This is a genomic window from Granulicella sp. L56, assembly GCF_009765835.1.
Lineage (GTDB): Bacteria > Acidobacteriota > Terriglobia > Terriglobales > Acidobacteriaceae > Edaphobacter.
Genome location: NZ_LMUS01000001.1, coordinates 68355 through 93370, shown reverse-complemented (window position 1 = coordinate 93370; position 25016 = coordinate 68355). Strand labels below are relative to the sequence as shown.

Annotated in this window: 19 protein-coding genes; 11 read left to right on the top strand and 8 right to left on the bottom strand. The window is 58.5% G+C overall.

What is annotated here, in order from left to right; translation table 11 throughout:
• Nucleotides 1–164 precede the first annotated feature (164 nt).
• Entirely contained in the window at nucleotides 165–1196 is a 1032-nt protein-coding gene (locus GSQ81_RS00395; protein ID WP_254059905.1) for an LLM class flavin-dependent oxidoreductase, read from the top strand.
• Nucleotides 1197–1530: 334 nt separating this feature from the next.
• Here GSQ81_RS00395 and hpt read toward each other — a convergent pair whose 3' ends face one another.
• On the bottom strand, nucleotides 1531–2094 hold the full coding sequence (hpt, locus tag GSQ81_RS00390) for a hypoxanthine phosphoribosyltransferase (RefSeq protein ID WP_158908782.1): 564 nt from the start codon (nucleotides 2092–2094) through the stop codon (nucleotides 1531–1533).
• Between the two features lie 65 nt (nucleotides 2095–2159).
• Between hpt and GSQ81_RS00385 the strand changes: the two genes are divergently transcribed.
• A complete protein-coding gene (locus GSQ81_RS00385; RefSeq protein ID WP_158908781.1) occupies nucleotides 2160–3011 on the top strand; it encodes a prolipoprotein diacylglyceryl transferase in 852 nt (283 codons plus the stop codon).
• 179 nt (nucleotides 3012–3190) lie between these two features.
• Here GSQ81_RS00385 and aqpZ read toward each other — a convergent pair whose 3' ends face one another.
• Complete coding sequence (gene aqpZ, locus GSQ81_RS00380) at nucleotides 3191–3919, bottom strand: aquaporin Z (RefSeq protein ID WP_158908780.1); 729 nt, start codon at nucleotides 3917–3919, stop codon at nucleotides 3191–3193.
• A gap of 484 nt (nucleotides 3920–4403) precedes the next feature.
• On the opposite strand from aqpZ, the gene GSQ81_RS00375 reads away from it, so the two are divergent.
• Nucleotides 4404–5417 carry a hypothetical protein gene (locus tag GSQ81_RS00375; protein WP_158908779.1) on the top strand — a complete coding sequence of 338 codons (1014 nt, stop codon included), beginning with the start codon at nucleotides 4404–4406 and terminating at the stop codon, nucleotides 5415–5417.
• A 368-nt stretch (nucleotides 5418–5785) separates the two neighbouring features.
• Nucleotides 5786–6433 carry a TetR/AcrR family transcriptional regulator gene (locus tag GSQ81_RS00370; RefSeq protein ID WP_158908778.1) on the top strand — a complete coding sequence of 216 codons (648 nt, stop codon included), beginning with the start codon at nucleotides 5786–5788 and terminating at the stop codon, nucleotides 6431–6433.
• Nucleotides 6434–6572: 139 nt separating this feature from the next.
• On the opposite strand, the gene GSQ81_RS19685 is transcribed toward GSQ81_RS00370, so the two are convergent.
• Nucleotides 6573–6749 carry a hypothetical protein gene (locus GSQ81_RS19685; RefSeq protein ID WP_174237920.1) on the bottom strand — a complete coding sequence of 59 codons (177 nt, stop codon included), beginning with the start codon at nucleotides 6747–6749 and terminating at the stop codon, nucleotides 6573–6575.
• A 174-nt stretch (nucleotides 6750–6923) separates the two neighbouring features.
• On the opposite strand from GSQ81_RS19685, the gene GSQ81_RS00365 reads away from it, so the two are divergent.
• The 3 genes from GSQ81_RS00365 to GSQ81_RS00355 all read left to right on the top strand — a co-directional run bounded on the left by GSQ81_RS00365 (nucleotide 6924) and on the right by GSQ81_RS00355 (nucleotide 11113).
• Entirely contained in the window at nucleotides 6924–7394 is a 471-nt protein-coding gene (locus GSQ81_RS00365; RefSeq protein ID WP_158908777.1) for a nuclear transport factor 2 family protein, read from the top strand.
• A 487-nt stretch (nucleotides 7395–7881) separates the two neighbouring features.
• Nucleotides 7882–9969, top strand: a complete 2088-nt coding sequence (locus tag GSQ81_RS00360) for a TolC family protein (RefSeq protein ID WP_158909822.1) — start codon at nucleotides 7882–7884, stop codon at nucleotides 9967–9969.
• A gap of 136 nt (nucleotides 9970–10105) precedes the next feature.
• Nucleotides 10106–11113, top strand: a complete 1008-nt coding sequence (locus GSQ81_RS00355; RefSeq protein WP_254059904.1) for an MBL fold metallo-hydrolase — start codon at nucleotides 10106–10108, stop codon at nucleotides 11111–11113.
• 76 nt (nucleotides 11114–11189) lie between these two features.
• Here GSQ81_RS00355 and GSQ81_RS00350 read toward each other — a convergent pair whose 3' ends face one another.
• Nucleotides 11190–11648: a PEP-CTERM sorting domain-containing protein gene (locus GSQ81_RS00350; protein WP_254059903.1), complete on the bottom strand. Its 459-nt coding sequence runs from the start codon at nucleotides 11646–11648 to the stop codon at nucleotides 11190–11192.
• Between the two features lie 243 nt (nucleotides 11649–11891).
• Here GSQ81_RS00350 and GSQ81_RS00345 point away from each other — a divergent pair, with 243 nt between their 5' ends.
• The gene (locus GSQ81_RS00345) at nucleotides 11892–14009 is read left to right on the top strand and encodes a thioredoxin domain-containing protein (protein ID WP_158908774.1); all 2118 of its coding nucleotides are present in this window, start codon (nucleotides 11892–11894) and stop codon (nucleotides 14007–14009) included.
• A 118-nt stretch (nucleotides 14010–14127) separates the two neighbouring features.
• Here the strand turns inward: GSQ81_RS00345 and GSQ81_RS00340 are convergent, their stop codons facing one another.
• Nucleotides 14128–15048 carry an NADP-dependent oxidoreductase gene (locus tag GSQ81_RS00340; protein ID WP_254059902.1) on the bottom strand — a complete coding sequence of 307 codons (921 nt, stop codon included), beginning with the start codon at nucleotides 15046–15048 and terminating at the stop codon, nucleotides 14128–14130.
• 31 nt (nucleotides 15049–15079) lie between these two features.
• Nucleotides 15080–16012, bottom strand: a complete 933-nt coding sequence (locus GSQ81_RS00335; protein ID WP_158908773.1) for a mechanosensitive ion channel family protein — start codon at nucleotides 16010–16012, stop codon at nucleotides 15080–15082.
• 149 nt (nucleotides 16013–16161) lie between these two features.
• On the opposite strand from GSQ81_RS00335, the gene GSQ81_RS00330 reads away from it, so the two are divergent.
• Nucleotides 16162–16530, top strand: coding sequence for a hypothetical protein (locus GSQ81_RS00330; protein WP_158908772.1), 369 nt, complete (start codon nucleotides 16162–16164; stop codon nucleotides 16528–16530).
• 140 nt (nucleotides 16531–16670) lie between these two features.
• On the opposite strand, the gene GSQ81_RS00325 is transcribed toward GSQ81_RS00330, so the two are convergent.
• A complete protein-coding gene (locus tag GSQ81_RS00325; RefSeq protein WP_158908771.1) occupies nucleotides 16671–18332 on the bottom strand; it encodes a S8 family serine peptidase in 1662 nt (553 codons plus the stop codon).
• A 183-nt stretch (nucleotides 18333–18515) separates the two neighbouring features.
• Here GSQ81_RS00325 and GSQ81_RS00320 point away from each other — a divergent pair, with 183 nt between their 5' ends.
• The gene (locus GSQ81_RS00320) at nucleotides 18516–20825 is read left to right on the top strand and encodes a sodium-translocating pyrophosphatase (RefSeq protein ID WP_158908770.1); all 2310 of its coding nucleotides are present in this window, start codon (nucleotides 18516–18518) and stop codon (nucleotides 20823–20825) included.
• Nucleotides 20826–20941: 116 nt separating this feature from the next.
• A complete protein-coding gene (locus GSQ81_RS00315; protein ID WP_158908769.1) occupies nucleotides 20942–23125 on the top strand; it encodes a thiamine pyrophosphate-dependent enzyme in 2184 nt (727 codons plus the stop codon).
• Nucleotides 23126–23294: 169 nt separating this feature from the next.
• Here the strand turns inward: GSQ81_RS00315 and GSQ81_RS00310 are convergent, their stop codons facing one another.
• Nucleotides 23295–25007 (bottom strand): methyl-accepting chemotaxis protein, encoded by a 1713-nt coding sequence (locus GSQ81_RS00310; protein WP_158908768.1) that lies wholly within the window; start codon nucleotides 25005–25007, stop codon nucleotides 23295–23297.
• Between the last annotated feature and the right edge of the window lie 9 nt (nucleotides 25008–25016).

Here is a 25016-nt window from a genome sequence, read left to right as displayed (position 1 = left end):
CCGCGTAATTTCTATCATACCGGGATAAAAACTGGCCGGAGATCGCCTGTGGAAGCCGTATGCCGTATCACCGCGACATCTCATTGACGCTCATAAGGATAGAGTGTCACCAACGCAGACAAGCAGCAATGTGTCCTTCAGCACCTCGAGACCATCCAATACCCATGGCAAAGGCCTTACAGCTCTCTATATTGGACCAATCACCCGTCCCCGCTGGAAGCACCCCGGCACAGGCTCTTCAAAACTCCGTCGAACTGGCCCGCAAGGTCGATCAGCTCGGCTACCATCGCTTCTGGATGTCCGAGCATCACGCCATGGACACCCTCGCCTGCACGGCGCCGGAGATTCTGCTCGCCCGCATCGGCGCGGAGACAAAGCAGATTCGTCTCGGCTCCGGCGGCATCATGCTGCCGCACTACACTCCGCTGAAGGTGGCCGAAGTCTTCCGCACTCTCCACGCCCTCTATCCCGGCCGCATCGACCTCGGCATTGGCCGCGCTCCCGGCGGCGGCCCCATGGAAGCCCTCGCCCTCAAGCGCGACCGCAGCACCAAGATGCTCGATGACTTTCCCGATCAGGTCAGCGAGTTGCTCGCCTTCCTCGCGCAGGACTTTCCCCAGCAACACCCGTTTGCTCGTATCCGCGTCTCACCGCAGATGCCCGGCGGTCCCGACGTCTGGATGCTTGGCTCCAGCTTGTGGAGCGCCTCCGCCGCAGCCGAGTTCGGCCTGCCCTACGCCTTCGCCCACTTCTTCAGCGGCGAGTCCTCCCGCGCCGCCATCGAGACCTATCAGCACCGCTTCACCCCCAGCCGCTACCGCTCCGAACCAGAAGCAATGGTAGCCGTCGGAGCCATCTGCGCCCCTACGCAGGAGGAGGCCGACTACCTGGCCACCAGCGTCCGCCTGCTGCAATGGCGCATCCGCCAGGGTGATCGCAGCCCCATCGCCTCTCCCGAAGACGCCCAGCGCGAGTTGAAGCTCCTTGGAAATCCCACAACCGAGTCCGGAGAATGGCCGCGCTACTTCGCAGGCACTCCAGCAAAGGTGAAGGCCAACCTCGAACACATGGCGGACGCCCTCGGCATCGCAGAGATCGTGGTGAATACGATCGTCTGGGACCACCCCACCCGCTTGCGAAGCTACGAGTTGCTGGCAGCGGAATTCGGCCTTATAGCTACTTCTTCTCAGGCGTAGATTCCTTTGTTTGTCATTCCTCTCGGGTGCGGCTTTTTCTTGTTTGTCATTCCCGAAGGGAATCTGCGTTTTACTCGATCCAAGTGCCGTTTCCCCCACAAATACACGTCATCTCGACCGGAGCGCAGCGCAGTGGAGAGACCCCTGTATTTCGCTTTGCCCTGGAGTGTAATTTCGGATAAAGCCGTTGATTCATCGAGGATGAGCGAAAGGAACGAACTTCGCGCTGAAGGCGCGGTCTATACCAGCATGGGGCGCAGCCCCATGAAACCTAAAAGGCAGGAAATTCAAGGGCTGAAAGCCCGACCTATGCGCCTTCCAGACAAGCCACAAATTAATGCCCAACAGCCTCTTCCGGAAAAAGCCGAATATCTTCCACATTCCTGTAGTGCTCGGCATAGTCCATGCCATAACCCACTACAAACTGATTTGGAATCTTAAACCCCACGTAATCGGCCTCAATCGGCACCAGCCGCCGCTCCGGCTTATCCAAACAAGTCGCAATCTTCAGCGAAGCCGGCTTATGCTGCAGCATCATGCCGCGCAGATAGCTCAGCGTAAGTCCTGTATCAAGAATGTCTTCGACCAAAATTACATGTTTTCCTTCAATAGGATTGTCGATGTCCTTGATAAGGCGGACGACTCCGCTTGAAATCTTGGCAGGCCCGTAGCTTGAGACCGCGACAAAATCGAAGGTGTTGTTCACCTTAATAGCTCGTGCAAGATCGGAAAGAAAGATGGCCGCGCCCTTGAGGACGCCGATCAGGACGATGGAGGTGTCGGCATAGTCAGCAGAGATCTGCTCGCCGATCTGGTGAACGCGATCGGCGATCTGAGATTTCGAAAAGAGGACTTCCATTCCGGAGGCATGGGGAAAAGCAGGAAAACTGTTGGCCATAATCGTCAGGTTAGCGCGAATAGGGCATTAGGGAAAGGGTCGATATACTTGAACCAGCGAGGCGTATGTATCCCTATATTGATATTGGCCCAGTGCATCTGGGCACGTTTGGATTGTTGTTGTGGCTAGCCGCGGTTGTAGCGACAGTAGTGCTGCACAAAAACTTTGTGCGAAATAAAGTCGATGCCGACGCCTTGACGGTCGTGGCCTTCGTCGTGATCGCAGGCATCCTCGGCGCTAAAGCCTGGCACGAGTTGGAGAACGTCTCCGAGCTTCGCGCGGCGATGGCACAGATCGTGGCTCCCGGCTGGGGCCATCCGCTCGATATTCTGGTCGATTTTCTGCACTGGTTTCAGGCTGGTTTTGCATGGTTCGGCGGCCTCACCGCTGGAATCGCCATGCTGATGTGGCAGGGCTGGGAGGCCAAACCGAGCGGCGCGAAGAAGTGGTTCGCTTCGGTGCGGATGCTCGATCTGGCGACGCCAGCGGCAGCCATTGGCTACGGTGTAGGCCGCATCGGCTGCCTCACCTCGGGCGATGGCGACTACGGAATCAATACCACGCTGCCGTGGGGAGTTCACATGGCGAAGAATGCGCTGGTGCCTCCTACTCCGCCGAATGCGCTGGTGCAGCCGACTCCGATCTACGAGCTTTTATTCGGCTTGGCGTTGGCGTGGCTGCTATGGAAACTGGGCAGCAAGCTCCGTCCTATCGGCTGGCTGACCGGGCTGTATCTCATTCTGAGCGGACTGGGTCGCTTTTTGGTCGAGTTCGTCCGCATCAATCCCAAGCTGTATTGGGGCATGAGCAACGCCCAGATGGCGGCGATCGGATCGATGGTTGTGGGTGGGGTGGTGATGCTGATTGCTCGGCGCAGCGCACTGAGGACGACGCCGGTCGTCGAAGTAAGTTCGTAGAGATTAAAGACAGGCGCGGGTGCTGGCATCTGCATGTAACCACTAAAATAGCAGTGGAGCGGTTACATTTTTATTTCTGTAACCTCTCCACTGCTATTTTAACGGTTACGGACTGCTGTCGCCCATTGTCATGTGGTTTTAGCCGCTAAGGGATGGGCTCACTCAGCGGCTGACCTTTTCTACCCTCGTGCCATCTCTTCGCGCACTGGCTCCTGCGGCGTGGCGAAGAAGAAGTTCGAGATAAGCCCGCCAATGATAGCCCCAAGGATCGGCGCTACCCAGAACAGCCAAAGCTGGCTGGTCGCCCATCCGCCGACAAACAAAGCGGGCCCCGTGCTGCGAGCAGGGTTGACCGAAGTATTGGTGATGGGGATGCTAATCAGGTGGATCAACGTCAGGCACAGGCCAATCGCGATGGGCGCGAAGCCTTTGGGTGCGCGTTCGTCGGTCGAGCCGAGGATGACCAGAAGGAAGAATGCCGTGAGCACGACCTCTGCAATAAAGCAGGCAGCCAGCGAATAGTGATCGGGCGAGTGGGCGCCGTATCCGTTCGAGGCAAATCCGCCGGCGAGGCTAAAGCCCTCTTTGCCGCTGGCGATCAGGTAAAGCACTCCGGAAGCGGCGATTCCGCCCGCCACCTGGGCGATGATATACGGCAGCAGATCGCGGGCAGCGAAGCGCTTGCCGACGTACAGGCCAATGGATACGGCGGGATTCAGATGGCAGCCTGAGATATGGCCGATGGCGAAGGCCATGGTCAGCAGGGTAAGGCCAAAGGCCAGCGCGACTCCGACAAAGCCGATGCCGAGCTGGGGATAGGCTGCAGCGATGACTGCGCTGCCGCAGCCTCCAAAGACCAGCCAGAAGGTACCGAAGAACTCTGCTGCTGCACGTTTCGAGAGTGGCATATTTCTACACCTCAGTTTTGATTTGAGTGACGGGGCCCAATGTCTAAACGCTTGAGTCGAGACACTTTGAAGTTCGCGAAATCGTAGCACGGCCAGGTTGGGGGTTGAGAAAAATTATGTTGATCTGCCAAGCGATGCCCCCGGCGTCCGGTTTGGCAGGAACGGGGAAGGCCATAAGCGCTTGTCCACTGCGCCGTGCGATAAACTGCGCGGCTTCGGTCGAGATGACGTAGTTTTTGAGTTTCGATGAAACTTTTAGAGTTTGTTAGACAGGTTCTGAGAGCGAACTACCGCACGGTTGAAGCTGATCGTACGAATGACAGAGCAGCCTGGGGCGATAGGTTCTTCGGTTTACGGCAAGGACATGCAAGAAATGATGGACGGTTAGGGATTTTTATTGCAATCTTTGTTTGAGTAATATATATACCTACCAGTAGGTATTTTATAAAGAGGTGACTTTGTGAGAACTCTGACCGGCGCTACCTTGCTGTTTTCTGTTCATGTTCTTTTGTTTGCTGTTTATCCGGTGAAAGCCGCCTCAACCCAACCTGGCCCAAAGGCCGATGACCCACAGTCTCAGGCAGTCGAATGGACCTCAGGTGGTGTCCAGCATATCTATGGTTTTCCTGACGCCAAGCCCAAGGACAAGGGAAGTTTGACCTTGTCGGCGGCCGGGCTCAGTTTTACGGGAAAAGCCAGCAGAGCCATGATTCCGAGGAACTCGGTCGTCTCGGTGAGTGCAGGCGACGAGAGGGTGGAACTATGGGGTAAAAAGGGGCAGATTCTGAGAGCAGTCATCCCAGACGGCGGCGGAGTTGCCGCGGCGATGGTGATGCACCATCGGGTCGATCTGTTGACGGTAGAGTTTACCGATGACCGGGGCGGACATCATGGAGCCGTCTTCTTTTTGCCAGCAAATGAAGCGGCCCGCGCGCTGGAGAGTTTTGCCAAGACGCCGATTGTTGCCCAAGAACCTCAAAACAACCTGTGCCAGGGTAGTTCTGTGCGCCCACATAGTGTGCTTCTCCTGACGCCGATCTGGAACCAGGTGGAAGTGCCTGCCGCGTATCGCACGCTCGTCTACGAACGCCTTCTTCACCAGCTTCAACAGGTAAAAGAAATCAACCATGTGTTTCGTGACGGAGAGAACAATGCCCAACTGGGATGCCCACAGGAGACGATGCAACTCTCGATCAGCGGGTTTCAGCGGGGAAGCGAAGTCAAGCGAGCCATTTTGGGGCCAGTCGGTTTCTTCGTGAGCACGACCCAGATGAAGTTCGAGGTCACCGTAACCGATCCTTTAGGCAGAGTTAAGATGCAGGAGCAGATTAAAGCGACCGTGCGTGGAGAGACAGAGAGCACTAATGTCGCTACCACTGTCGCCAAAAAGCTTGCCAAAAAATACTCTAAAGCGCTGAACAATAGTGCTGACAGCACTCTTTTAAAGTCGGCGACGAGCAATGCCTGCTGCGGAGGCATCCTTGAAAGCGCGTCATGAAAGACAGGGCCATTCCGTGATGGACAGTTTGTTGATGCAGTCTTGAACCGGCATCTCTGAAAGGGCTTTGTGAATCGATCCTCGCGTGGAAGTGGGCCATCGACGCGAGGATTGATTTCGCATGACGCCATTACCGGAACGGGAAGATGGATGTCGACCATGAGAGATGATGACTTTGAGAACGAGCGTTCTGAGATCGAATTGAGACATCGTCTCAAGAGGCTTCAGGAGATCACCTGTGACCTGCTCTCTCGCAATGAAGAGTTGCGGGCGAGGGTCCGCGAATTGGAGCGATTGCAGACACAGGCCCGAACATAAGATTTTAGTGCCGATACCTTTTGCCCGGAGATTTAGGATAGGAACCAAAGATGACGGATAAGAAAATTAATAAACACGAGCTCAGGACCAAAGAGACGCGAGAGCTGTTGCTGCAGTCCGCGGAGACGATCTTTGTGCGGGACGGATATGAGGGGGCGGAGCTGGGCGAAATTGCGTCGCTTGCCGGTCGTACAAAAGGGGCGATCTACGCTCATTTCAAGAGCAAGGAAGACATCTTTCTTGCGCTGATCGAACAGCGTACAAAGGGCTACAGAACGCAGATGGCGGAGATGCTTGCGAGATCGACAGGTACCGAAGAAAATCTTGAAGCTTTTCGGCAGTTTTACCTGAGGCTGACCGAAGACCCGGCATGGGCGCTGCTTTTTCTGGAGTTCAAACTCTTTGCAATTCGTCATCCGGAATCCAAAGAGAAACTTCAGAGATATTTTGACGAGGTGATACCGGGAAGCCGGGAGAAAGAGCTTATCGGACTTCTCGGGTCACCGGGGGAGGGACCTGATAGCCTGAATCGCTCGGTGGCGATTCAGGCGCTGCATCCCTTGTTGACCGCTCTTGCGGTTGAAACGAGGCTGATGCCCAATCTTCTGACCGACCATACTTTGAAGATGGTGGCGAATCGGATCTTCGACGCGCTCATGCTGCCACCTTCTCGCTGCGACAAAGACAAGATGGTATAGAAAGAGAAGCGGCAACAGCGAGTCCGCTGTTGCCGCTTCTCTTTTTCAGAACAGATTGAGGCTCCTCGATCGACATATCCCAAGCTGTCGCGGAGAACGCAACGATGCAGGATATGGATGGGATATAGCCCTGGCTTGGTTAGCCGTTATTGTCGTCCTTTTTTTCAAAGTGATCAGCGATGGCTCCGGCACCTTCAAAGCCGGCAACGGCTGCCGCGCCTTCGGTCAGGATCGATGCATTCGGATCCAACTTCTTGGCCCCTTCGACTGCGACCACAGCTCCCGCGATTTTTTCTGCATCTTCCAAAAAGCCCATGACTGAATCTCCTTGCTGCAACAGCGAATGAATTCTACCGGGATGGGTAGTGCGATTGAGAATATCACCTGGAGTTGCGCTGGCTGAATTCGAGTTTTCAGGCGGCCAACAAATACGACGAAGAGAAACAGGCTCTAGGATGGGGGAAAGAAGAGTTCTTTGGGGAGGGATGTTATGGCAGCGAATGTCGCACTTGTACCGCCGTTTACACATGAGATTGCGATCCAGAAGGTCCGGCTGGCAGAAGATGGATGGAATTCGCGGGACCCGCAGCGGGTTTCGCTGGCCTACAGCGTGGACAGCCGATGGCGGAACCGGTCGGAGTTCGTTACCGGCCGGGAGCAGATCGTCGAGTTTCTGGCGCGCAAGTGGGGCAAGGAGCTGGAGTATCGGCTGATCAAGGAACTTTGGGCGTTTGATGTTGACCGGATTGCGGTGCGGTTTGCGTATGAGTCGCACGATGTGGAGGGTGACTGGTTTCGTTCTTATGGGAATGAGAACTGGGAGTTCGATGAGAAGGGGTTGATGAAGGTTCGTCATGCGAGCATCAACGATGTGCCGATTTTGGAGTCGGAGCGGCTGTTTCACTGGCCGATTGGACGGCGTCCGGATGGACATCCGGGGTTGAGCGAGTTGGGGCTTTAGAAATTGTTTCTGGTGGATCGGAATAAGAGCCTGCAAAGGCAAAATACGGCCGCCTCTCCGCTACGGTGGCAAAAGCGCTGCCTTCGGTCGAGAGGGGCAGCGAGGGGGTCATTTGGATTGGGATGATTCTACCGGCCTAAAAGGTTTGTGTTTCAGGGCGGAAATGGGGTTGGTATACTTGGCCAGTTGAAAATCAGGCAAAGATTTGGCAGGTGCCGGGAACGAAGCGGCAGATGGGTGCGTATTACTGCCCATGTCCGGTTTGCCGAATCAAGGCTTTAGCTTTCTTTAAGAATCGAGTGGAACCGGCGGCGCGTCTTAAGTGAATTGGAAAAGTTGGAAGTAGAGGGTAGCCCTGTGGATTTTTGCCGGGTTGCTGAGGGTTGAAGGACTCCGGAGCAGTTGCCTGTGCAAAAGGGCAGCGCCGGGGGAAGAGCTGGCGAACGAGCCAGGGAAGAGTTGGAGAGCCATCGTGAGATTAAGGGACATGCAGGCGGCAGCGAGTATTGGACTGTTGCTGATGAGCGTGAATACGCAACTAGGACTGGCGCAACAGACGAATCCTACCGCACCGGCGACGCCACAGACGGTGGTGAACGACACGACCGGGAGGCCCGGATTGCCGCAGGCTCCGCAGCCGAAGCTGACCGAGCCGCTCTTTCTGCGGGGCACGAGCCATGACTACTCGCAGCCGAAGAGCCACTTCTGGAACCCGCTTGCACCTTATACGGCGACCAATGTGCCTGAGACTCGGCTGGAGAATACGTCGAACCTGGACGCGCTGATGCGGGACGGCAAGATCTATCTAAGCCTGTCGGACGCAGTGACGCTGGCGCTGGAGAACAACTACGATATCGCGATTGCGCGGCTTAATCTCGACATAGCAGATACGGATATTCTGCGGGCGAAGGCTGGCTCGTCGTTGCTTGGTGCTCCGGCAGGCATCGTGACGAACACGATCGGCGGTTCGGGTACGACGGTGACGTCGGGCGGCGGGCCGGGTGGAACCTCGGCTGCGGCTGGCGGGGCCGGCGCGGGCGCTTCGGGCCTGGTGTTGACCACGAACGGCGGAGGCCCGGCTCCTGAACTGCGCGACCCGGTGTTGACTGGACAACTGGAGTATGAGGACCTGAAGCAGCAGCAGAGCAATACGCTGTTCAGCGGTGGCCTTCCCCAGTTGACGACGGACACGGGGACTTACAACTTCGCATACCAGCAGGGTTTTGTTACAGGAACTTTGTTAAACGTGACCTTCGATAATACCCGGGTCACGACGGATAATCCGTTTTCAAGCTATAGCCCGCAATTGAATTCCAGCTTCCGCGCAACCGCGACCCAACATCTGTTGCAGGGGTTTGGCTGGGGGATCAATGGGCGCTTTGTCATACAGGCGAAGAACAACCGCAGGATTACTGACTCGGCCTTCCGGCAGCAGCTTTTGTATACGGTCAACCAAGTGGAGAACATCTACTGGGGGCTGGTGAGCGCGTATGAAGATGAGCAGGCGAAGGAACGGGCGTTGGCGCAGAGCACGCAACTGACCTCGGACAACCGGAAGCAGTTGGAGATCGGAACGTTGGCACCGCTGGACGTGGTGAACTCCGATGCCGCTGTGGCAACCGATAAGCAGGCGCTGGTCGCTTCGCAGTCGAACCTGGAGTATCAGCAGTTGATTATGAAGCAGGCGATTGCGCGGAACTTGAACGACCCGCAGCTTTCGAGCGCACCGGTCATTCCAACGGACCGTGTGAGCCTTGACCGTCTGCCTGAGGAAGATATGTCCGTGGAAGACCTGGTGAAACAGGCTTTCACCGATAATCCTCAGATCGAACAGGCCGTGCTGAATATGAAGAACAACGAAATCACCATTAAGGCAGAGAAGAACGGCTTGCTGCCGACCGTGGATGCGTATGCGTTCTACGGTGGAAGCGGACTTGGCGGTGCTCAGAATCCGACGCAGATTTGCAACTTCAGCGATCCCACCGCACCGTGCCCGCCGATGGCGCCGATCAGTTATAGAAATACGTTTGGCAGCATGTTCGACAGTTCGAGCCCGGACAAGGGCGTTGGCGTGAACATCACGATTACGCTGCGCAACCGGACGGCGCAAGCCGATCAGGCACGGTCGCAGATGGAGTATCGGCAGTCGCAGATGCGTTTGCAACAGCTTTATACGCAGGTCCGGATCAACGTCATCAACGGACAATATGCATTGACCAATGACCGGGCGCAGGTGAAGGCGGCGCAGGCAGGGCAGGACTATGCGCTGCAGAGCCTCGATGCCGAGCAGAAGAAGTACAAGCTGGGCGCTTCGACCTCGGCCAACGTGCTACAGCAGGAGCGGAACCTTGCGGTTGCGGTAAACACGCTGATCTCGGACACAGCGGTCTATGCGAAGGACAGGGCGGCGTTGTCGCAGCTTCTCTCGAACACGCTGGACAAGTACGGCATCAGCATTACGGACGTGGCGAAGGGCGATGTGGCGCAGGCTCCGGTGATTCCGGGGTTGACGGCCCCCAAGCCCCCGGCTACGGCGAAGCCGATTGTAGAGAATCCCGCTCCGCCTGCTCAGTAAGAGGTGGAGTGGAGAGGGTCCGGATTTCCGGACCCTCTTTTTTGTTAAGCTCAATCAAACGAAGTTGGGGCAGGCTGGCCATCTTCGAAATAAGAATCGACTGACGGTCGATGAGAGCATCGAATCAGATATGACGATGTTGCAGAACGCGAGACGATCGGGACAGAAGTTTCTGAACCCTGTGCTGACCAGTGTGGGAGAGTGGAGCACGATCCTGAAGGTGCTCCCGCTCTATATAAGAAACAAAGAAGAGAAGGTGCCTCGGCAGCCTCTTGGACCGTTCAAGACGGAGGTGGAGACGTATCGGCTGCCTCCGGCGAGTGGACTGCGGGTGACGTGGATGGGGCACTCGTCCGTGCTGGTTGAGATTGACGGAACCAATGTGTTGATCGATCCAGTTTGGGATGAGAGGGCGTCTCCGGTGCAATGGGCCGGACCGAAGCGATTTTTCGCGGCGCCGTTGTTGTTGGAGCAGCTCCCCCGCATCGATGTAGCCCTGGTGTCGCATGATCACTACGACCATCTGGGAGAGACGACGATTCGCAAGCTGTCGCGAATGGATTCGATGAAGCAGGCGCGCTGGGTGACCTCGCTGGGCGTTGGCGGGATCTTGCAGCGGTTCGGTGTGGAGAGAGAGCGGATATCGGAGTTGGACTGGACCGAAAGTGTAACGGTTGCCGACGGAGCGCTTGAGATTACGGCGGTGCCTGCTCGCCACTTCTCTGGCAGGAAGATGGGCAACCGGTTCGAGACGTTGTGGTCCGCGTTTGTGCTGAAGAGTGCGGCGCACAAGGTTTACTTTGGTGCGGACTCGGGGTGGTGGGACGGCTTTGCCGAGATCGGAGCGACCTATGGGCCATTCGATCTGACGATGCTGGAGATTGGGGCCTTCCACGAGCTGTGGGCAGAGATTCACCTGGGGCCGGACGGTGCAGCCCGCGCTTTTGCAGCGATGGGCGGCAAAGGGTTGATGATGCCGATCCACTGGGGGCTGTTCGACCTGGCGCTGCATGGATGGAGACAGCCGACAGAGAGATTGCTGGAGCTCGCCGCGCAGCAGGAGATCCTGCTATGGATGCCGGAACCGGGGCGTCCGACAGAGGTGGTGCAGGGGACTGAGGTGCGCTCGGACTGGTGGCGTTGATCGGAGTTCGCCATGGTTGAGGTCGCAAAAAAGAGGCTGCCTTTTGCAAGGCAGCCTTTGTGATGGAGGCTCCTCTTTAGGACGCGGGAAAGAGTTTGCGCCGCGTTGCGCCTGCCAGGCCCAGGATTCCTGTGCCCAGAAGAATAAAGGTGGAGGGTTCCGGCGTTGCTGCCGTAGCCACTGAAAAGGTTACGGGAACGGTTTGGGTGAAGTTGTCCTCGTCATCGAGATAGGCGAAGTAGCCGCTGCCGTCGTTGAAGATATTCACATCGTAGTGGTCGGGGCCGTTGATCTCGGTGAAGCTGAAGCCGTGGGAATCGAGGGTTGGCGTTGCTGAAGGGAAGAGCAGGTTGTCATTTCCGTTGAAGCCACCGGGTGCGGTCAAACCGGTGACGCCGGTGCCAGTGATGTCGGTGATCAGGTATTCGCCGCCGCCCTGAGGGGATGCGGTTAAAACTCCTGATCCGCTGAATGGGCCGGAGGAACCGGTGGCGGAGAAGTTGAAGGTGTCAGCATGGGCCGAGGCAGATATCACCAAGACACCCAAGAGGGCTAAGGAAGATAAAAGCGGGGAATAGCGCATACGCAGGCCTCGCGAAGTGGAGTTATGACTTAATGGAGCTATTTGCTGAGATGCTTTCTGCGATATGCAAAATGGGATCAATTTTGAGAAGGAATTTGCCACCTGGCAACGGGATGGCGAGCGAGTTTAGGAAATAAATTCGCATATTGAGGAGCGGTTTATAGAGAGACCTTCGTGGTGCTCTAGACTTTAGGTATGAGCGAGAAGAAGAATTCTTTGGAGCGGGCGGCTTCGGCCTATCTGCGGTCAGCGATGCATCAACCGGTGGATTGGCAGGAGTGGGGTGAGGCAGCGTTCGCAAAGGCGCAGGCTGAGGACAAGCCGATTCTGCTGGATATTGGCGCGGTGTGGTGCCACTGGTGTCATGTGATGGATCGCGAGTCGTATGAGAATGCGGAGACCGCGAAGGTCATCAATGAACATTTCATTCCGGTGAAGGTGGACCGCGATGAGCGGCCCGATGTGGATGCGCGCTATCAGGCGGCAGTGTCGTCGATCAGTGGACAGGGCGGGTGGCCGTTGACCGCGTTTCTTACGCCTGATGGCAAGCCTTACTTTGGAGGGACTTATTTTCCGCCTCAGGACCAGCATGGCCGGCCGGGTTTTCAGCGGGTGCTGCTGACGATGGCGGAGGCGTTTGAGAAGCAGCGCGATCAGGTGAATGAGTCAGCGGCGAGCGTGATTGCGGCGATTGAGCATAACGAATCGTTCATGGGACGGGCAGGGAATCCGGGGCCAGAGCTGGTGCAGAAGCTGGTGGAATCGGCGGTGAAGCAGTTCGATCCGCGGTCGGGTGGTTTTGGATCGCAGCCGAAGTTTCCTCATTCGGGGGCGATCGATCTGCTGCTGGATACGGCTTCGCGAGGCGGGGGAAATGAGGCTGCAAAGACGGCGGCGATGGTGACGTTGCAGAAGATGGCGCAGGGGGGAATCTATGACCATCTTGCGGGCGGATTTCATCGCTACTCGGTCGATGAGGGATGGGTGGTGCCGCACTTCGAGAAGATGGCCTATGACAACAGCGAATTGTTGAAGAACTATGTTCATGCGTACCAGACATTTGTCGAGCCGGAGTCTGCGCGGGTGGCGCGGGAGATGATCCTGTGGATCGATGAGTGGCTGAGCGACCGCGAGCAGGGCGGATTTTATGCTTCGCAGGATGCCGACTTTTCGCTTGAGGATGACGGCGATTACTTTACGTGGACTCGCAATGAAGCGGATGCGGTTCTCACTGCAGAGGAGTTGGCTGTTGCGGGCGCGTATTACGACATCGGCGAGATTGGTGACATGCATCACGATCCGCTGAAGAACGTGCTGCATGTTCGGGTGACGCTGGAGGATGTGGCGCGAGCGAATAATGTGACGGTGGAGGTGGCGCGGGAGCGGTTGGCTTCGGCGAAGAAGAAGCTATATGCGGCGCGGCTGGAACGGCCCACTCCTTATGTAGACAAGACAGTTTATGTGGCGTGGAACGGGATGATGATCTCTGCTTATCTTGAGGCGGGGCGTGTGCTCGATCTGCCGGAGGTGAAAGCATTCGCGCTGAAGTCGCTGGACCGTGTGCTGCGCGAGGCGTGGGATGCAGGCAAGGGCATGGCGCATGTGGTGGCGTATGGCGAGAGTGGCGGTAGTGCTGCGCGTGTGGCCGGGGTGCTCGATGACTATGTATTTGTGGGGCACGCTGCTCTCGATGCGTGGGAGGCTACTGGGGAGTTGCGCTATTACACGGCTGCCGAAGAGATTACGGCGAGCGCGGTGGCGCGGTTCCATGACAAGACGGGGCTGGCGTTCTTCGATACCGAAGCTCCGGCGGAGGGAGAGGTCCGGCTGGGCGCTCTGGTAACGCGGCGTAAGCCATTGCAGGATTCTCCGACGCCTGCTGCGAACCCTGTGGCGGCGGCTTTGCTGTTGCGGCTGGCGGCGCTGAATGACCGCGAGGAGTATGCGGTGATGGCGCTGGAGACGCTGGAGACATTTGCTGGCGTGGTGGAGCACTTCGGGCTCTATGCCGCGAGCTACGGTCTGGCTTTGCAGCGGCTGTTGCTGGGGACGGTGCAGGTCTGCGTGATCGGCGACGACGATGAGGCGCGGCGGCTGGAAGCGGTGGCGCTGGCCCGGTATGCGGTGAACAAGAGCGTGGTTCGGCTGCGCAGGGAGCAGTTGAGCGCTCTGCCTCCAGCGCTGGCTGAGACGCTACCGCATCTGCCTGGAATCAATGATGGAAGTGTTGCGGTGATCTGCACGGGGAGAGGTTGCCTGCCTCCGGTGCGCACGGTGGATGAGTTGATCGCGGCGATGAATCATGCGTTATAGGGGGCGTAATTGGATACTGGTGGTGATGAGCAGCGTGCTTGGCGCGGAGAAGACGACCGTGCTTGGCGCGGAGAAGACGACCGTGCTGGGCACGCTGGAGCTGAGAACAGCGAATAGCTCAGGGAGCTACGGCGACTACGGTTTTTCCGTATCTCAGGGCAGATGGAAGGGATGGGTTGTATGCCTGTTCGGCCTCTTGCAAGGGCACGACCGTCTTCACAAAGGTCTGTAGCTTTCCGGCATCGAGAAGGCTGGCGATCTCGTCCAGCCGTTTGCCGTCGGGGTGAACGAGAAAAAAAGCGTCCTTGATTTTTTGTGGAGCGTCGTCCGGGATGCTGGATACGGCTGTTACGACGCGTCCGCCAGCACGAAGGACGCTCCAGGAGCGGGCAAGCATCTCGCCGCCTACGGTATCGACGACGAGGTCGATATCGCGGAGTTCCTGATCGAACCGGGTGGCGCGATAGTCGAATACCTGATCGGCACCGAGGCCTTCGACAAATGGAACGGTGTCTTGAGATGCCGTTGCGATGACGTAGGCGCCGAGCGACTTTGCGAACTGCACGGCAAAGAAGCCGACGCCGCCTGCTCCGCCGTGAATCAGCACGCGCTGCTGCGGCTGGAGATGGCCTTGCGTGGTGAGCGCCTGCCATGCAGTGAGGGCTCCGATGGGTACGGTGGCTGCTTGCTCGTACGATAGTGATTTTGGCCGCAGAGCGATGGATGTGGCTGGGGCGACGGTGAATTCGGCGAGCGCGCCCTCCTGATACCAGTCGTTCATGCCGTAGATGGCTTGTCCTTTGGAGAATGAGCTAACGCCTTCGCCGCACGCTGCGATGTCGCCTGAGAACTCATGCGTGGGGATGGCGTTGGTTCGTGGTGATCCATCGGCTTTGTGCGTCGTCGGTTGCCAGAGCAGCTCTGCCGTGATGACTCCGGCTGCGCGCACGCGAAGGAGCACTTCTCCGGGACCCGGCGTTGGCACGGGATGTTCGGAGGCTTGCAGCATCAGACCGCTTGCGGTAACGACGGTTTGCATTACCTTCATCATTTCCTCCGGTCTGTACCCTCTAGCTGCCGATGAGGGGCTGCTGCGCGGGTGGTGCGGTGGGGTTGGGTGCGCGCAGGATCAGCATGTTGGCGGGATCGTTGCCCAGCGGGATGCCTTCCTTCTCAAAGGCGATGATGATGCGGCGGCGCAACTCGCGGAGGATAGGATCGCGCTGGTTGGCGCGAACGCGGATCTGGACGGGATAGGTGACGGCTCGGCCTTCGATCTTGTCGACGCCGAGGATATTGGGATCGGCGATGGCGATATCTCGGAACGCGGAGTCGTTGCGGACGCTGGTGGCGACGGCGCGGAGGACGGCGATGACTTTATCGGGATTGGCGCTGGCATCGACGCTGACGTTGAGCGTGGCAAGGGAGTAGTCGCGGGAGAGGTTCGATACTGTGGCGATCTGGCTATTGGGGACAATATAGAGGGTGCCGTCGCTGTCGCGGACGCGGGTGAGGCGCAGGGTAAGGTCTTCGACAGTGCCCTGAAGTCCGGCGATTTTTACGACTTCGCCTACGTTGTACTGATCTTCCACGAGGATGAAGATGCCATTGAGCATGTCCTTGAAGATGGACTGCGCACCGAGGCCGATGCCGACACCGAGGACGGCGGCAGAGCCGAGCAAGGGCATGAGATTGATGTCGAAGACCGACAGCACATGCAGAAGGACGATGAAACCAATCAGGCTATAAGAAGTAGCCCTGACGATGGCCGCCACGGTACGAAGCTGGGCGGCGCGCTGGGCGTTGCCTATCTGCCTGTCGGCGCGAAGACGCATCCGGTTGACGAAGAACAGGACAATTCGTTGCAGGATGAATGCTAGAACAAGGATGAAGACAAGACGGGGCAAATCTTTGCTGACAAAATTGATGACATCGTCGTGCCAGTCTTGCGCGAGGACTTTGGAGATGCGTTCGTCTTGCAGTGGCAGTGCCTGGAGGAGCATGATTGTGGCGTCTCGCTTTCGTGACTGACTGTTATCGATCAGAATTACTGGAGCTTCTATAACAGAATGCTTGAGCTGTAGATAGGATGCAATTTGCCCAGAAATAATAGGATGCAATTCCACAGGGGATCGTGAGATGAGGGGGCGGTATGAAACTTCTTCGTACGGCGGCGATTGGCATTGTTTTTTTGATAGGGGCTTCGGGAATTCTTTGCAAGGGACAAATGACTCCGCAGGTTCCGTCAGATCAGCAGGCATCCCCAGCACGTCAGGGCCCGGAGATGCCTCCCATGGGGCCGTCTGTGTCGCCGCAGATGCAGGAACAACAGGCCCGGTCGCGCAACAGCGATCGCCAGAAGAAGCTGGTAGAGGATACGGACAAGCTGCTGGCCCTGGCAACACAACTTAAGCAGGATGTGGACAAGACGAATAAGGATGTTCTTTCATTGGACGTGATTAAAAAAGCCGATGAGATTGAGAAGCTCGCCCATAGCGTGAAAGAGCGGATGAAGGAATAAGGATTGTTCAAGCTGTCAGTGCAGATTATGGGTGTGGAGATAAAGAACAGACAACGTCAAGGACAACGGCGAAATACAGAGGTCTCTCCACTTCGCTTAGCTTCGGTCGAGATGACGTTCGTTATTTAGGATTAGCAGCTTTAAGGAACTGCCAGGGCGGCTGCGGCGTTGATCTGGGGGACGGGCAGCGAGGCGGAGGAAGTTGCGGTGGCGCGCAGGGTGGCGATGATGGCGGCGGCGGTCCAGTTCGGATGTGCGGCACGCAGCAGCGCAGCCGCACCGGCGGCGAGAGGTGCGGAGGCGCTGGTGCCGATGGCCTGCACGTAAGGCGTATGGCCAAAGCTGAAACAGCCGAAGCTGTGGGAGCTGTCTGTCGGCGGCCCGTCGAGGGTGGAGGGTTTGCCGGAGCTGCAGGCTCCGCGTACCCACCCACTGACGGCGAGGTCGCCGCCTTCGGGGTAGCTGCCTCCGGGGGCGGCGAGGGCGTTGAATGGAGCTCCGTAATTGTTGTAGTAGGCGAGTGCGATGGGGCCGGGCGTGCAGGTGGCTCCGGCGGCAGTATTCTGAGCGCAGTTGGGGTTGGTGGAGGCTTCGATGGCGAGCACACCGCTGGACTGTGCCGGAAGCTCGGCGTAGCGCGGGTTGGAGAGATCGAGGCCGTCGTTGCCTGCCGAGGCTACGACAACGATGCCTGTCTGGGCGGCGTCGCTGGTGACCTGATCGAAGGCTGCCTTTAGCCCGGCCCCTTCTCCGGTGGTGAGATCGACGGTGGCTCCAATGGAAAGGGAGATGGTGTCGGCATGATTGTCGATGGCGTCTTCGATGCCTTGCAAGACCCAACTTAATAAACCACTGGCCTGACCGCTCGTGCATTGGTCGGAGATAGAAGCGCTACTTCCTGCGCTGGTGTCGGGCATGCGCTGGAGAACCTTGATGTTGAGCAGGGTCGCTGCGGGGGCGACGCCGATGACCTCTCCGGTGCCGGGACCGAGGGCTCCGGCGGCAAGCGAGGCGGTCCAGGTGCCGTGGCCGTCCTGGTCTTGAGGTGTGCCGTCGTCACAGGGGCTGGGGTAGTCCGCCTGATCGATTTCACTGAGGTTTAGATCGAGATTGGGGGCGATGTCGGGGTGGTCTTCGTCAACGCCACTGTCGAGGATGGCGATGCGGACGCCCTTGCCCATGGTGGTGTCCCAGGGGCCGTGAGCAGGGCCTCCGGGAACGTTGTTGCCATAGCCGCCTACCTGCTGGACGGCCCAGCCCTGGGGGGATGAGGTGTAGAAGGAATCGTAAGTTTCAGGTTGGGTGGTTGAACCAATAATGACACTGAAGGTGGCTGGGACCGCCTGTTTGAGGGTAAGCCGGTCGGCGGTCACGATGCGATCGTGCAGGACGTACTGGACATCGGGTTGTGCGGCCAGACGGCGCATCGTTTCGGCATCGCTTTGCGCTGCGGCGAGGCTGCTGTGGGCGCGGACAGGAGTGGTCGCGGCGAGGGATTGGGCGGCGGCGATGCCCAGACGCTCGTTGCGATGAAGCAGGCGAGCCCCGGCGGTACGGGTGCTTGTTTCTGCATCGATCGGGATGGCATGGTTGCGATAGACGACGATATAGCGGTTGGGAACGATGGGAGCGGTTGCGGCTTGTGCGTGAAGTTGAGGCGAGAGGAGGAGCAGAAGAATGGCCATTGACAGCGCAATGCCGGATGGGCGCGGAGACGCTGTCCTGGTGATGCCGTCGTGGGTGAGAGGGGTATTGCTGAGACCGGACAACGATGCACCTCGCAGTTGCGTTGATGTCTGCATCGGCACGTCGCGGAAGAAAGACTAGCGTTTGATTGGAGCGTACTGTTACTTTGGTTTACCGCGCGGAGGAAGAGGCTTTGGGAATGCTCACTGCGTGGTGCATTGACCCTGTTGGATTGCACATGCTCTAATGGCCGCCTTTGTGAAGCTGGTTGCAGATTGAAGTTCTAAGGAGACCTTTGCATGGACGTAGTAAGCCTTCTGGGTGTGGTCGTTCAGGTGCAAGTTCCAGCCTCATCCGCTGGCATTTCGGGCGATGGCGGGGCTGTTTGCCTCTGGATGGCGATAGCCGTCGGTGTGCTGGCGCTGCTTGCAGCCTGGATGCTGGCACGGCATGTACTTAGCTGCGATTCGGGAACTCCGGAGATGCAGTCGATCTCGAACGCGATTCGTGAAGGCGCCGAGGCGTTTCTAAAACGCCAGTACAGGACCATCGGAGCAATCGCGGTCGTTCTGGCGATCCTGCTGTTTGCGGGATATCACATGTCTGCGCGAACGGCTCCGTTTGCGATGAAGACGGTGATCAGTTTTCTGGTGGGTGCGGTGTGCTCGGGGCTGGCTGGCTATACAGGGATGTATGTTTCGATTCGCGCAAATATTCGGACGGCCTCGGCAGCGCGTGGGAGTTTGAACAAGGCGCTGCAGATCGCGTTGCGTGGCGGCGCGGTGACTGGGTTGGTGGTGGTAGCGCTTTCGCTGATCGGCGTAGGGGCGCTGTTTCTTCTGTTCGGCGGGTTGTCGCATCCGCAGACGGTTCCGTATCAACTGGTTGGATTTGGATTCGGGGCTTCGTTGGTGGCGTTGTTCGCGCAGTTGGGTGGCGGAATTTATACCAAGGCTGCGGATGTCGGCGCGGACCTTGTAGGCAAGGTAGAGGCTGGGATTCCGGAAGATGATCCGCGCAACCCCGCGGTCATCGCGGACCTTGTGGGCGATAACGTGGGCGACTGCGCTGGCCGCGGCGCGGACATCTTTGAATCGACCGCAGCGGAGAATGTGGGCGCAATGATTCTGGGTGCGGCGCTCTATCCGGTGTTTGGTGTGAAGGGAATCCTGTTTCCGCTGATTGTCCTTGCGATTAATTTGATTGCGAGTATCGCTGGGGTCTTCGTCGTGAGTGCGAACGAGACGGAAGATCCGATGCGGGCGCTGAATCGCGGCTTCTATCTGACCTCGGTCGTAGCTCTGGCTGGATTTGCCATCGCGGTGTATACGATGCTCGATGGACCGATGGTGAAGCCGCTGTGGCTGCTGGGCTGCGGCGTGGTTGGGTTGATCACATCCTTCCTGTTTGTGTGGATTACGGAGTACTACACGGAGTCGCGCTACAGACCGGTACAGTCGATTGCCGCCGCTTCGCTGACCGGACCTGCGACGAACATCATCAGCGGGCTGGCCGTGGGCATGGAGACGCCTGCGCTTCCGGTGATTGTGATCTCGGCGGCGCTGCTGTTGAGCTACTACTTCGGCGTGCAGGGCCTGGGTGACGTCGCAGGCATTACCGATTACGCAAAGGGAATCTATGGGACGGCGCTCGCGACCATGGGAATGTTGAGCTGTGCGGCCTACATTCTGGCGATGGATACGTTTGGGCCAATCACGGATAATGCTGGCGGGATTATCGAGATGTCGAACCAGCCGGAGTCGATTCGCGAGCGGACGGACAAGCTGGACTCGGCGGGAAACACGACCAAGGCGCTGACTAAGGGCTATGCGATTGGCTCGGCTTCGCTGGCGGCGTTTCTGCTGTTCTCGGCTTATCTAGAGGAGATCAAGGTCATCGTGACGGACAAGGTCCATCTTGCAGGCGGGTATATGCCGCCGGGGTGGAGCTTCACGAACATCAATCTTGCACAGGTGCCCGTGTTCGTCGGCGCGCTGCTGGGAGCGATGCTGACGTATCTCTTTAGCTCGATGGCAATCAAGGCAGTCGGACGCACGGCGCAGATGGTCGTGAAGGATGTTCGCGATCAGTTCAAGGAGAATCCGGGGATCATGGCCGGAACTTCGAAGCCGGACTATGGGCGATGCGTCCACATCGTGACCGGGGCGGCTCTGAAAGAGATGGTGATGCCGGGGCTGCTGGTGGTTTGCATGCCGGTTGCGGTGGGATTGATCTTCCGGCACTTCAGTGCGAGCTATCAGGCGACGTCCGAGATCTATGCTCCGGGAACGATTCTGCCGGTGCCTGCGATTGGGGGGATTCCGGTGAACCTTGCTGGAGCGGAGTCGGTTGCCGGGCTGCTGATGGTGGGAACGATTGCCGGAATTCTGCTGGCGATGCTGATGAACAACGGCGGCGGAGCCTGGGACAACGCGAAGAAGTTCATCGAGACCGGGCAATATGGCGGCAAGAAGTCGGAGGCGCACAAGGCTTCGATTGTTGGAGATACGGTTGGCGATCCCTTCAAGGACACGGCGGGACCAAGCCTGCATGTGCTGATCAAGCTGCTGGCTACGATTACGCTGGTGCTTGCGCCGCTCTTTGTTTGAATTCTGTTACATTGCTTGACACCGGGGCCGCCTTGATGAGAGGCGGCCCCGATGTGTGGGATGGAATAAAGCAGGCTCAAAACAGTACAATCACTGCTTGACAGAGGCAATCTACGATGGCTCGGAACATGGTGTCCAATTCGGTTGAAAAAAAGGTGGCGGAAGGGGAACTGACGCCTGAGCAGTTGATACAGTTCTATCGACTGATGTACCTGTCGCGGCGGACGGACGATCGTGAAATTGTCCTGAAACGGCAGCAGAAGACGTTCTTCCAAATCTCGTGTGCGGGCCATGAGGCTTTGCTGGTGGCTGCTGGGATGGCGATGAAGCCGGGGTACGACTGGTTCTTTCCGTACTACCGCGACCGTGCGATCTGCCTGGCTTTGGGCAATACGGTGGAAGAGCAGTTGTTGCAGGCGGTCGGTTCCGGCGACGACACGGCCAGCGGTGGACGCCAGATGCCTTCGCATTGGACGAGCCGAAAGCTCAACGTGGTGACGCCGTCATCGGCGACCGCGACGCAGTGCCTCCATGCCATCGGCTGTGCCGAGGCGGGACGATATTTTTCGCATCACCCTGAAGCCGCGGCCAAGCACGAGGGCGACTACCGCGAGTTCAAGGATGTGACGTTCCATGGCGACGAGGTGGTGTATGTCTCGATCGGCGAAGGCTCGACGAGCCAGGGCGAGTTTTGGGAGTCGCTGAACACGGCGAGCAACGGCAAGCTGCCCGTCGTGTACGTGGTCGAGGACAACGGCTATGCGATCTCGACGCCGGTGGAGGCGAATACTCCCGGCGGAAATATCTCGCGGCTGATCGCGAATTTTCCCAACTTCCACTTTGCCGAGATTGACGGCACCGATCCCATTGCCAGCTATAAGGCGATGGTGGAGGCGGTGGCCTATTGCCGCGCCGGACATGGCCCGGCGTTGGTGCATGGGCATGTCGTGCGGCCTTACTCGCACTCGATGAGCGAGGATGAGCGCGACTATCGCGCGCGCGCGGAGATCGATGCGGATGCGCTGCGCGACCCGATCTCGAAGATGCAGGTGTGGCTTCTGCGCGAGGGAATTCTCGATGCTGAGGGGATCAACCGATTGGAGCGGGAGGTCGATGAAGAGGTGCTGCGGGCGGCAGACCGCGCAATAGCTGGCGCGCCTCCGGTCACCACGCGAGAGGCGATTCTGCGTCATGTTTATTCGGAGGATTTGAAGCCTACGGATGTGCGCTTTGCGTCAAAGCCTCCTGTGGCGGCCGACTCCAAAGAGCAGGTCGAGCGGACGATGGCCGACCTGATCAACACCTGCCTGAAAGACGAGATGCGGCGCGACGAAAGGATCGTGGTCTTCGGCGAAGACGTCGCCGATGCGACACGCGATCAGGCCATGCGTGCGGGCGAGATCAAGGGCAAGGGCGGCGTCTTCAAGCTGACGTCCGGCCTACAGAGAGAGTTTGGCAACGATCGTTGCTGGAACTCGCCGCTGGCGGAGGCGAACATCGTTGGCCGCGCCATCGGCATGGCGGTGCGCGGATTGAAGCCCGTGGTCGAGATTCAGTTCTTCGACTACATCTGGCCCGCGATGCACCAGATGCGCAATGAGCTGTCGGTGATACGGTGGCGGTCGAATGGCGGATTCAATTGCCCGATGGTGATCCGGGTTCCGATTGGCGGCTATATTACAGGGGCGATCTATCACTCGCAGTCCGGCGAGAGCATCTTTACGCATACGCCGGGAGTGCGCGTGGTGATGCCGTCGAATGCTCTCGATGCGCTGGGGCTGCTGCGAACGGCGATCCGATGCGACGATCCCGTGCTGTTTCTGGAGCACAAGCGGCTGTACCGCGAGACCTATGGGCGCGCCGCTTATCCTGGGCCGGACTACTGTATCCCGTTCGGCAAAGCGAATATTGTGCGTCCGGGCAAAGACCTCACCGTTGTTACCTATGGTGCCGTGGTGCCGCGTGCGTTGCAGGCAGCGCAGAAGCTGCATCGCGAAAAGGGCGTGGATGTCGAGTTAATTGATCTGCGCAGCCTCTCTCCTTATGATTGGGAGACGATTGCGGAGAGCGTGCGTAAGACGAATCGCGTGATCGTCGCGCATGAGGACATGATGAGCTGGGGATATGGTGCCGAGATCGCCGCGCGGATCGGAGATGAGTTGTTCCACGATCTTGATGCTCCGGTGAGACGTGTGGCTGCGATGGATACGTTTGTGGCCTATCAGCCAATTCTCGAGGATGTGATTCTGCCGCAGCCGGATGATCTGTACCGGGCGATGGAAGAGCTGGCCGCTTTCTAAGACTTGCTGCTCTGTTGAGGGAAGACAAATACAGGGGTCTCTCCACTTCGCTGCGCTTCGGTCGAGATGACGTGCGGTTGTGGTAAGAAATCAAGGGCAATCGCAAAAAAAATGCCGAGCAAAAAAATGGGGTCCGCATTGTGCGGACCCCCAAAGCGTTTGGGATAGGTTATGCGGGTTGGAAAGTGGCGGCGGGATGCATCTCCGACGTTTTGGGGGAGCGCATCAGCCGCGAGTCTGCGGGAGACTGAAGCCGGAAGCGGTCGACCTGTTGCTCGAGTGCGACAGCGGTGCTGCGCAGCGATTCGATGCCCGCTGCCGTGGTTGCCATCTCGGTAAGGTTCTCGTGGCTGAGCGAGTGGATGGAGTCGAGGCTTGCGCTTGACTGGTCCGCTGCGGCAGCCTGTTGCGAGGCTGCGATGGCGATCTGCGCGATCATGCGGTCGACGCGCTCTGCCATGCCGATGATTTTTTCGAGCGCCTCTCCAGCCTGCGTGGTGGTGACGACGCCTTGCTGCACCGTCTCCGTGCCGCTCTCCATGCTGGCAATCGCGGTGCGGGTGCGGTCTTGAATGCCCTGAATCATGCTGGCAATCTCGCCGGTAGCCTGCGCGGTACTCTCGGCGAGGCGGCGGACCTCTCCGGCGACCACGGCGAAGCCACGACCCTGATCTCCGGCGCGTGCGGCTTCGATGGCTGCGTTGAGGGCAAGCAGGTTGGTCTTGCGGGCAATCTCGTCGATGACGGTGACGATCTGGCTGATGCGCCGGGAATCGTCGCCGAGGAGCGTTACCGTGGATGAGGTATCCCTGACGGCGGTAGCGATGGAGTGCATGTTGCCCAGCACTTCTTTGACGATGGTGCCACCGTCGCGTGCGGTCTCGGCAGCGTTGCGTGCGGTCTCGGCGGCGGATTGTGTATGCCGCGAGACCTCGGCGATCGAGGCGGACATCTCCTGCATTGCGGTTGCAGCCTGTTGTGTCTGCTGGCTCTGCTGGTCGATGCGGCGGTGGATCTGGTCGCTGGCCGTGCGCATGGAAGCCGCGCTGCCAGTAAGCGAGCCGGAGGTATGGACCACGGTGCCGATGATGCTGCTGAGGCTGGTCTGCATCTGCTGCATGGCGGTGGCGAGCGAGCCGATTTGGTCCTGACTCTTCAAGTCGAGCGCGTCACCGGTAAGGTCACCGGCAGCAATGGCGTTGGCGCGTTCGGCGACGAGGTCGACGCCTTTGGTAATGCGGCGTGCAAGGAACGTGGAGATGAGGCCGCCGACGATCGCGCCGAAGATGGTCGCCAGCCAGAGCGTCAGCAGCGTGGAGCGGTTGGCGCGGCGCAGTTGAACAAGCTCTTCGTTGGTCTGCGACATCTGCGACTGGGCCAGGTCGGTCACCGTGGTGAATAACGATCTTTCGAGCGGCAGAATCTGGTTCTGCAGCGTGTCATAAGCCTGCGCGGTGCCCTGCGAGGTCTTGGTCTCGTTGAGCGCTTCGACTTTTTCTTCGAGCGGCTTGAGCCTTGCCAGCCCGGATTCCAGCATGGCGAGGCGCGAGGAGTCGGCACCGAGATCGAAGTGGGTGCTGTCCTGGCTAAGCTTGGCTACGGCTGCTTCGGCCATCTCAAACTGCTGCTTGCGCGCCTCGCGGAAGCTGGCTGAGGTAGCTGGGTCGAGGCCGAAGAGCATGTAGGACTCAAGGCTGCTGATGGTGCGGGTGAGGTGTGAGTCGACATCGCGGCTACCCATGATGATGGGAAGGCGGCTGGTGGTGACGACATCGGAGAGGTGGTTGGCCTCTTCGATACGGACATGCGCCGTATAGGCGCTGAGGAACATGGCGATGATGAGAAAGCCGGTGCTGAGGCCGAGCTTGGATTCAAGTTTCATGATGGTCCT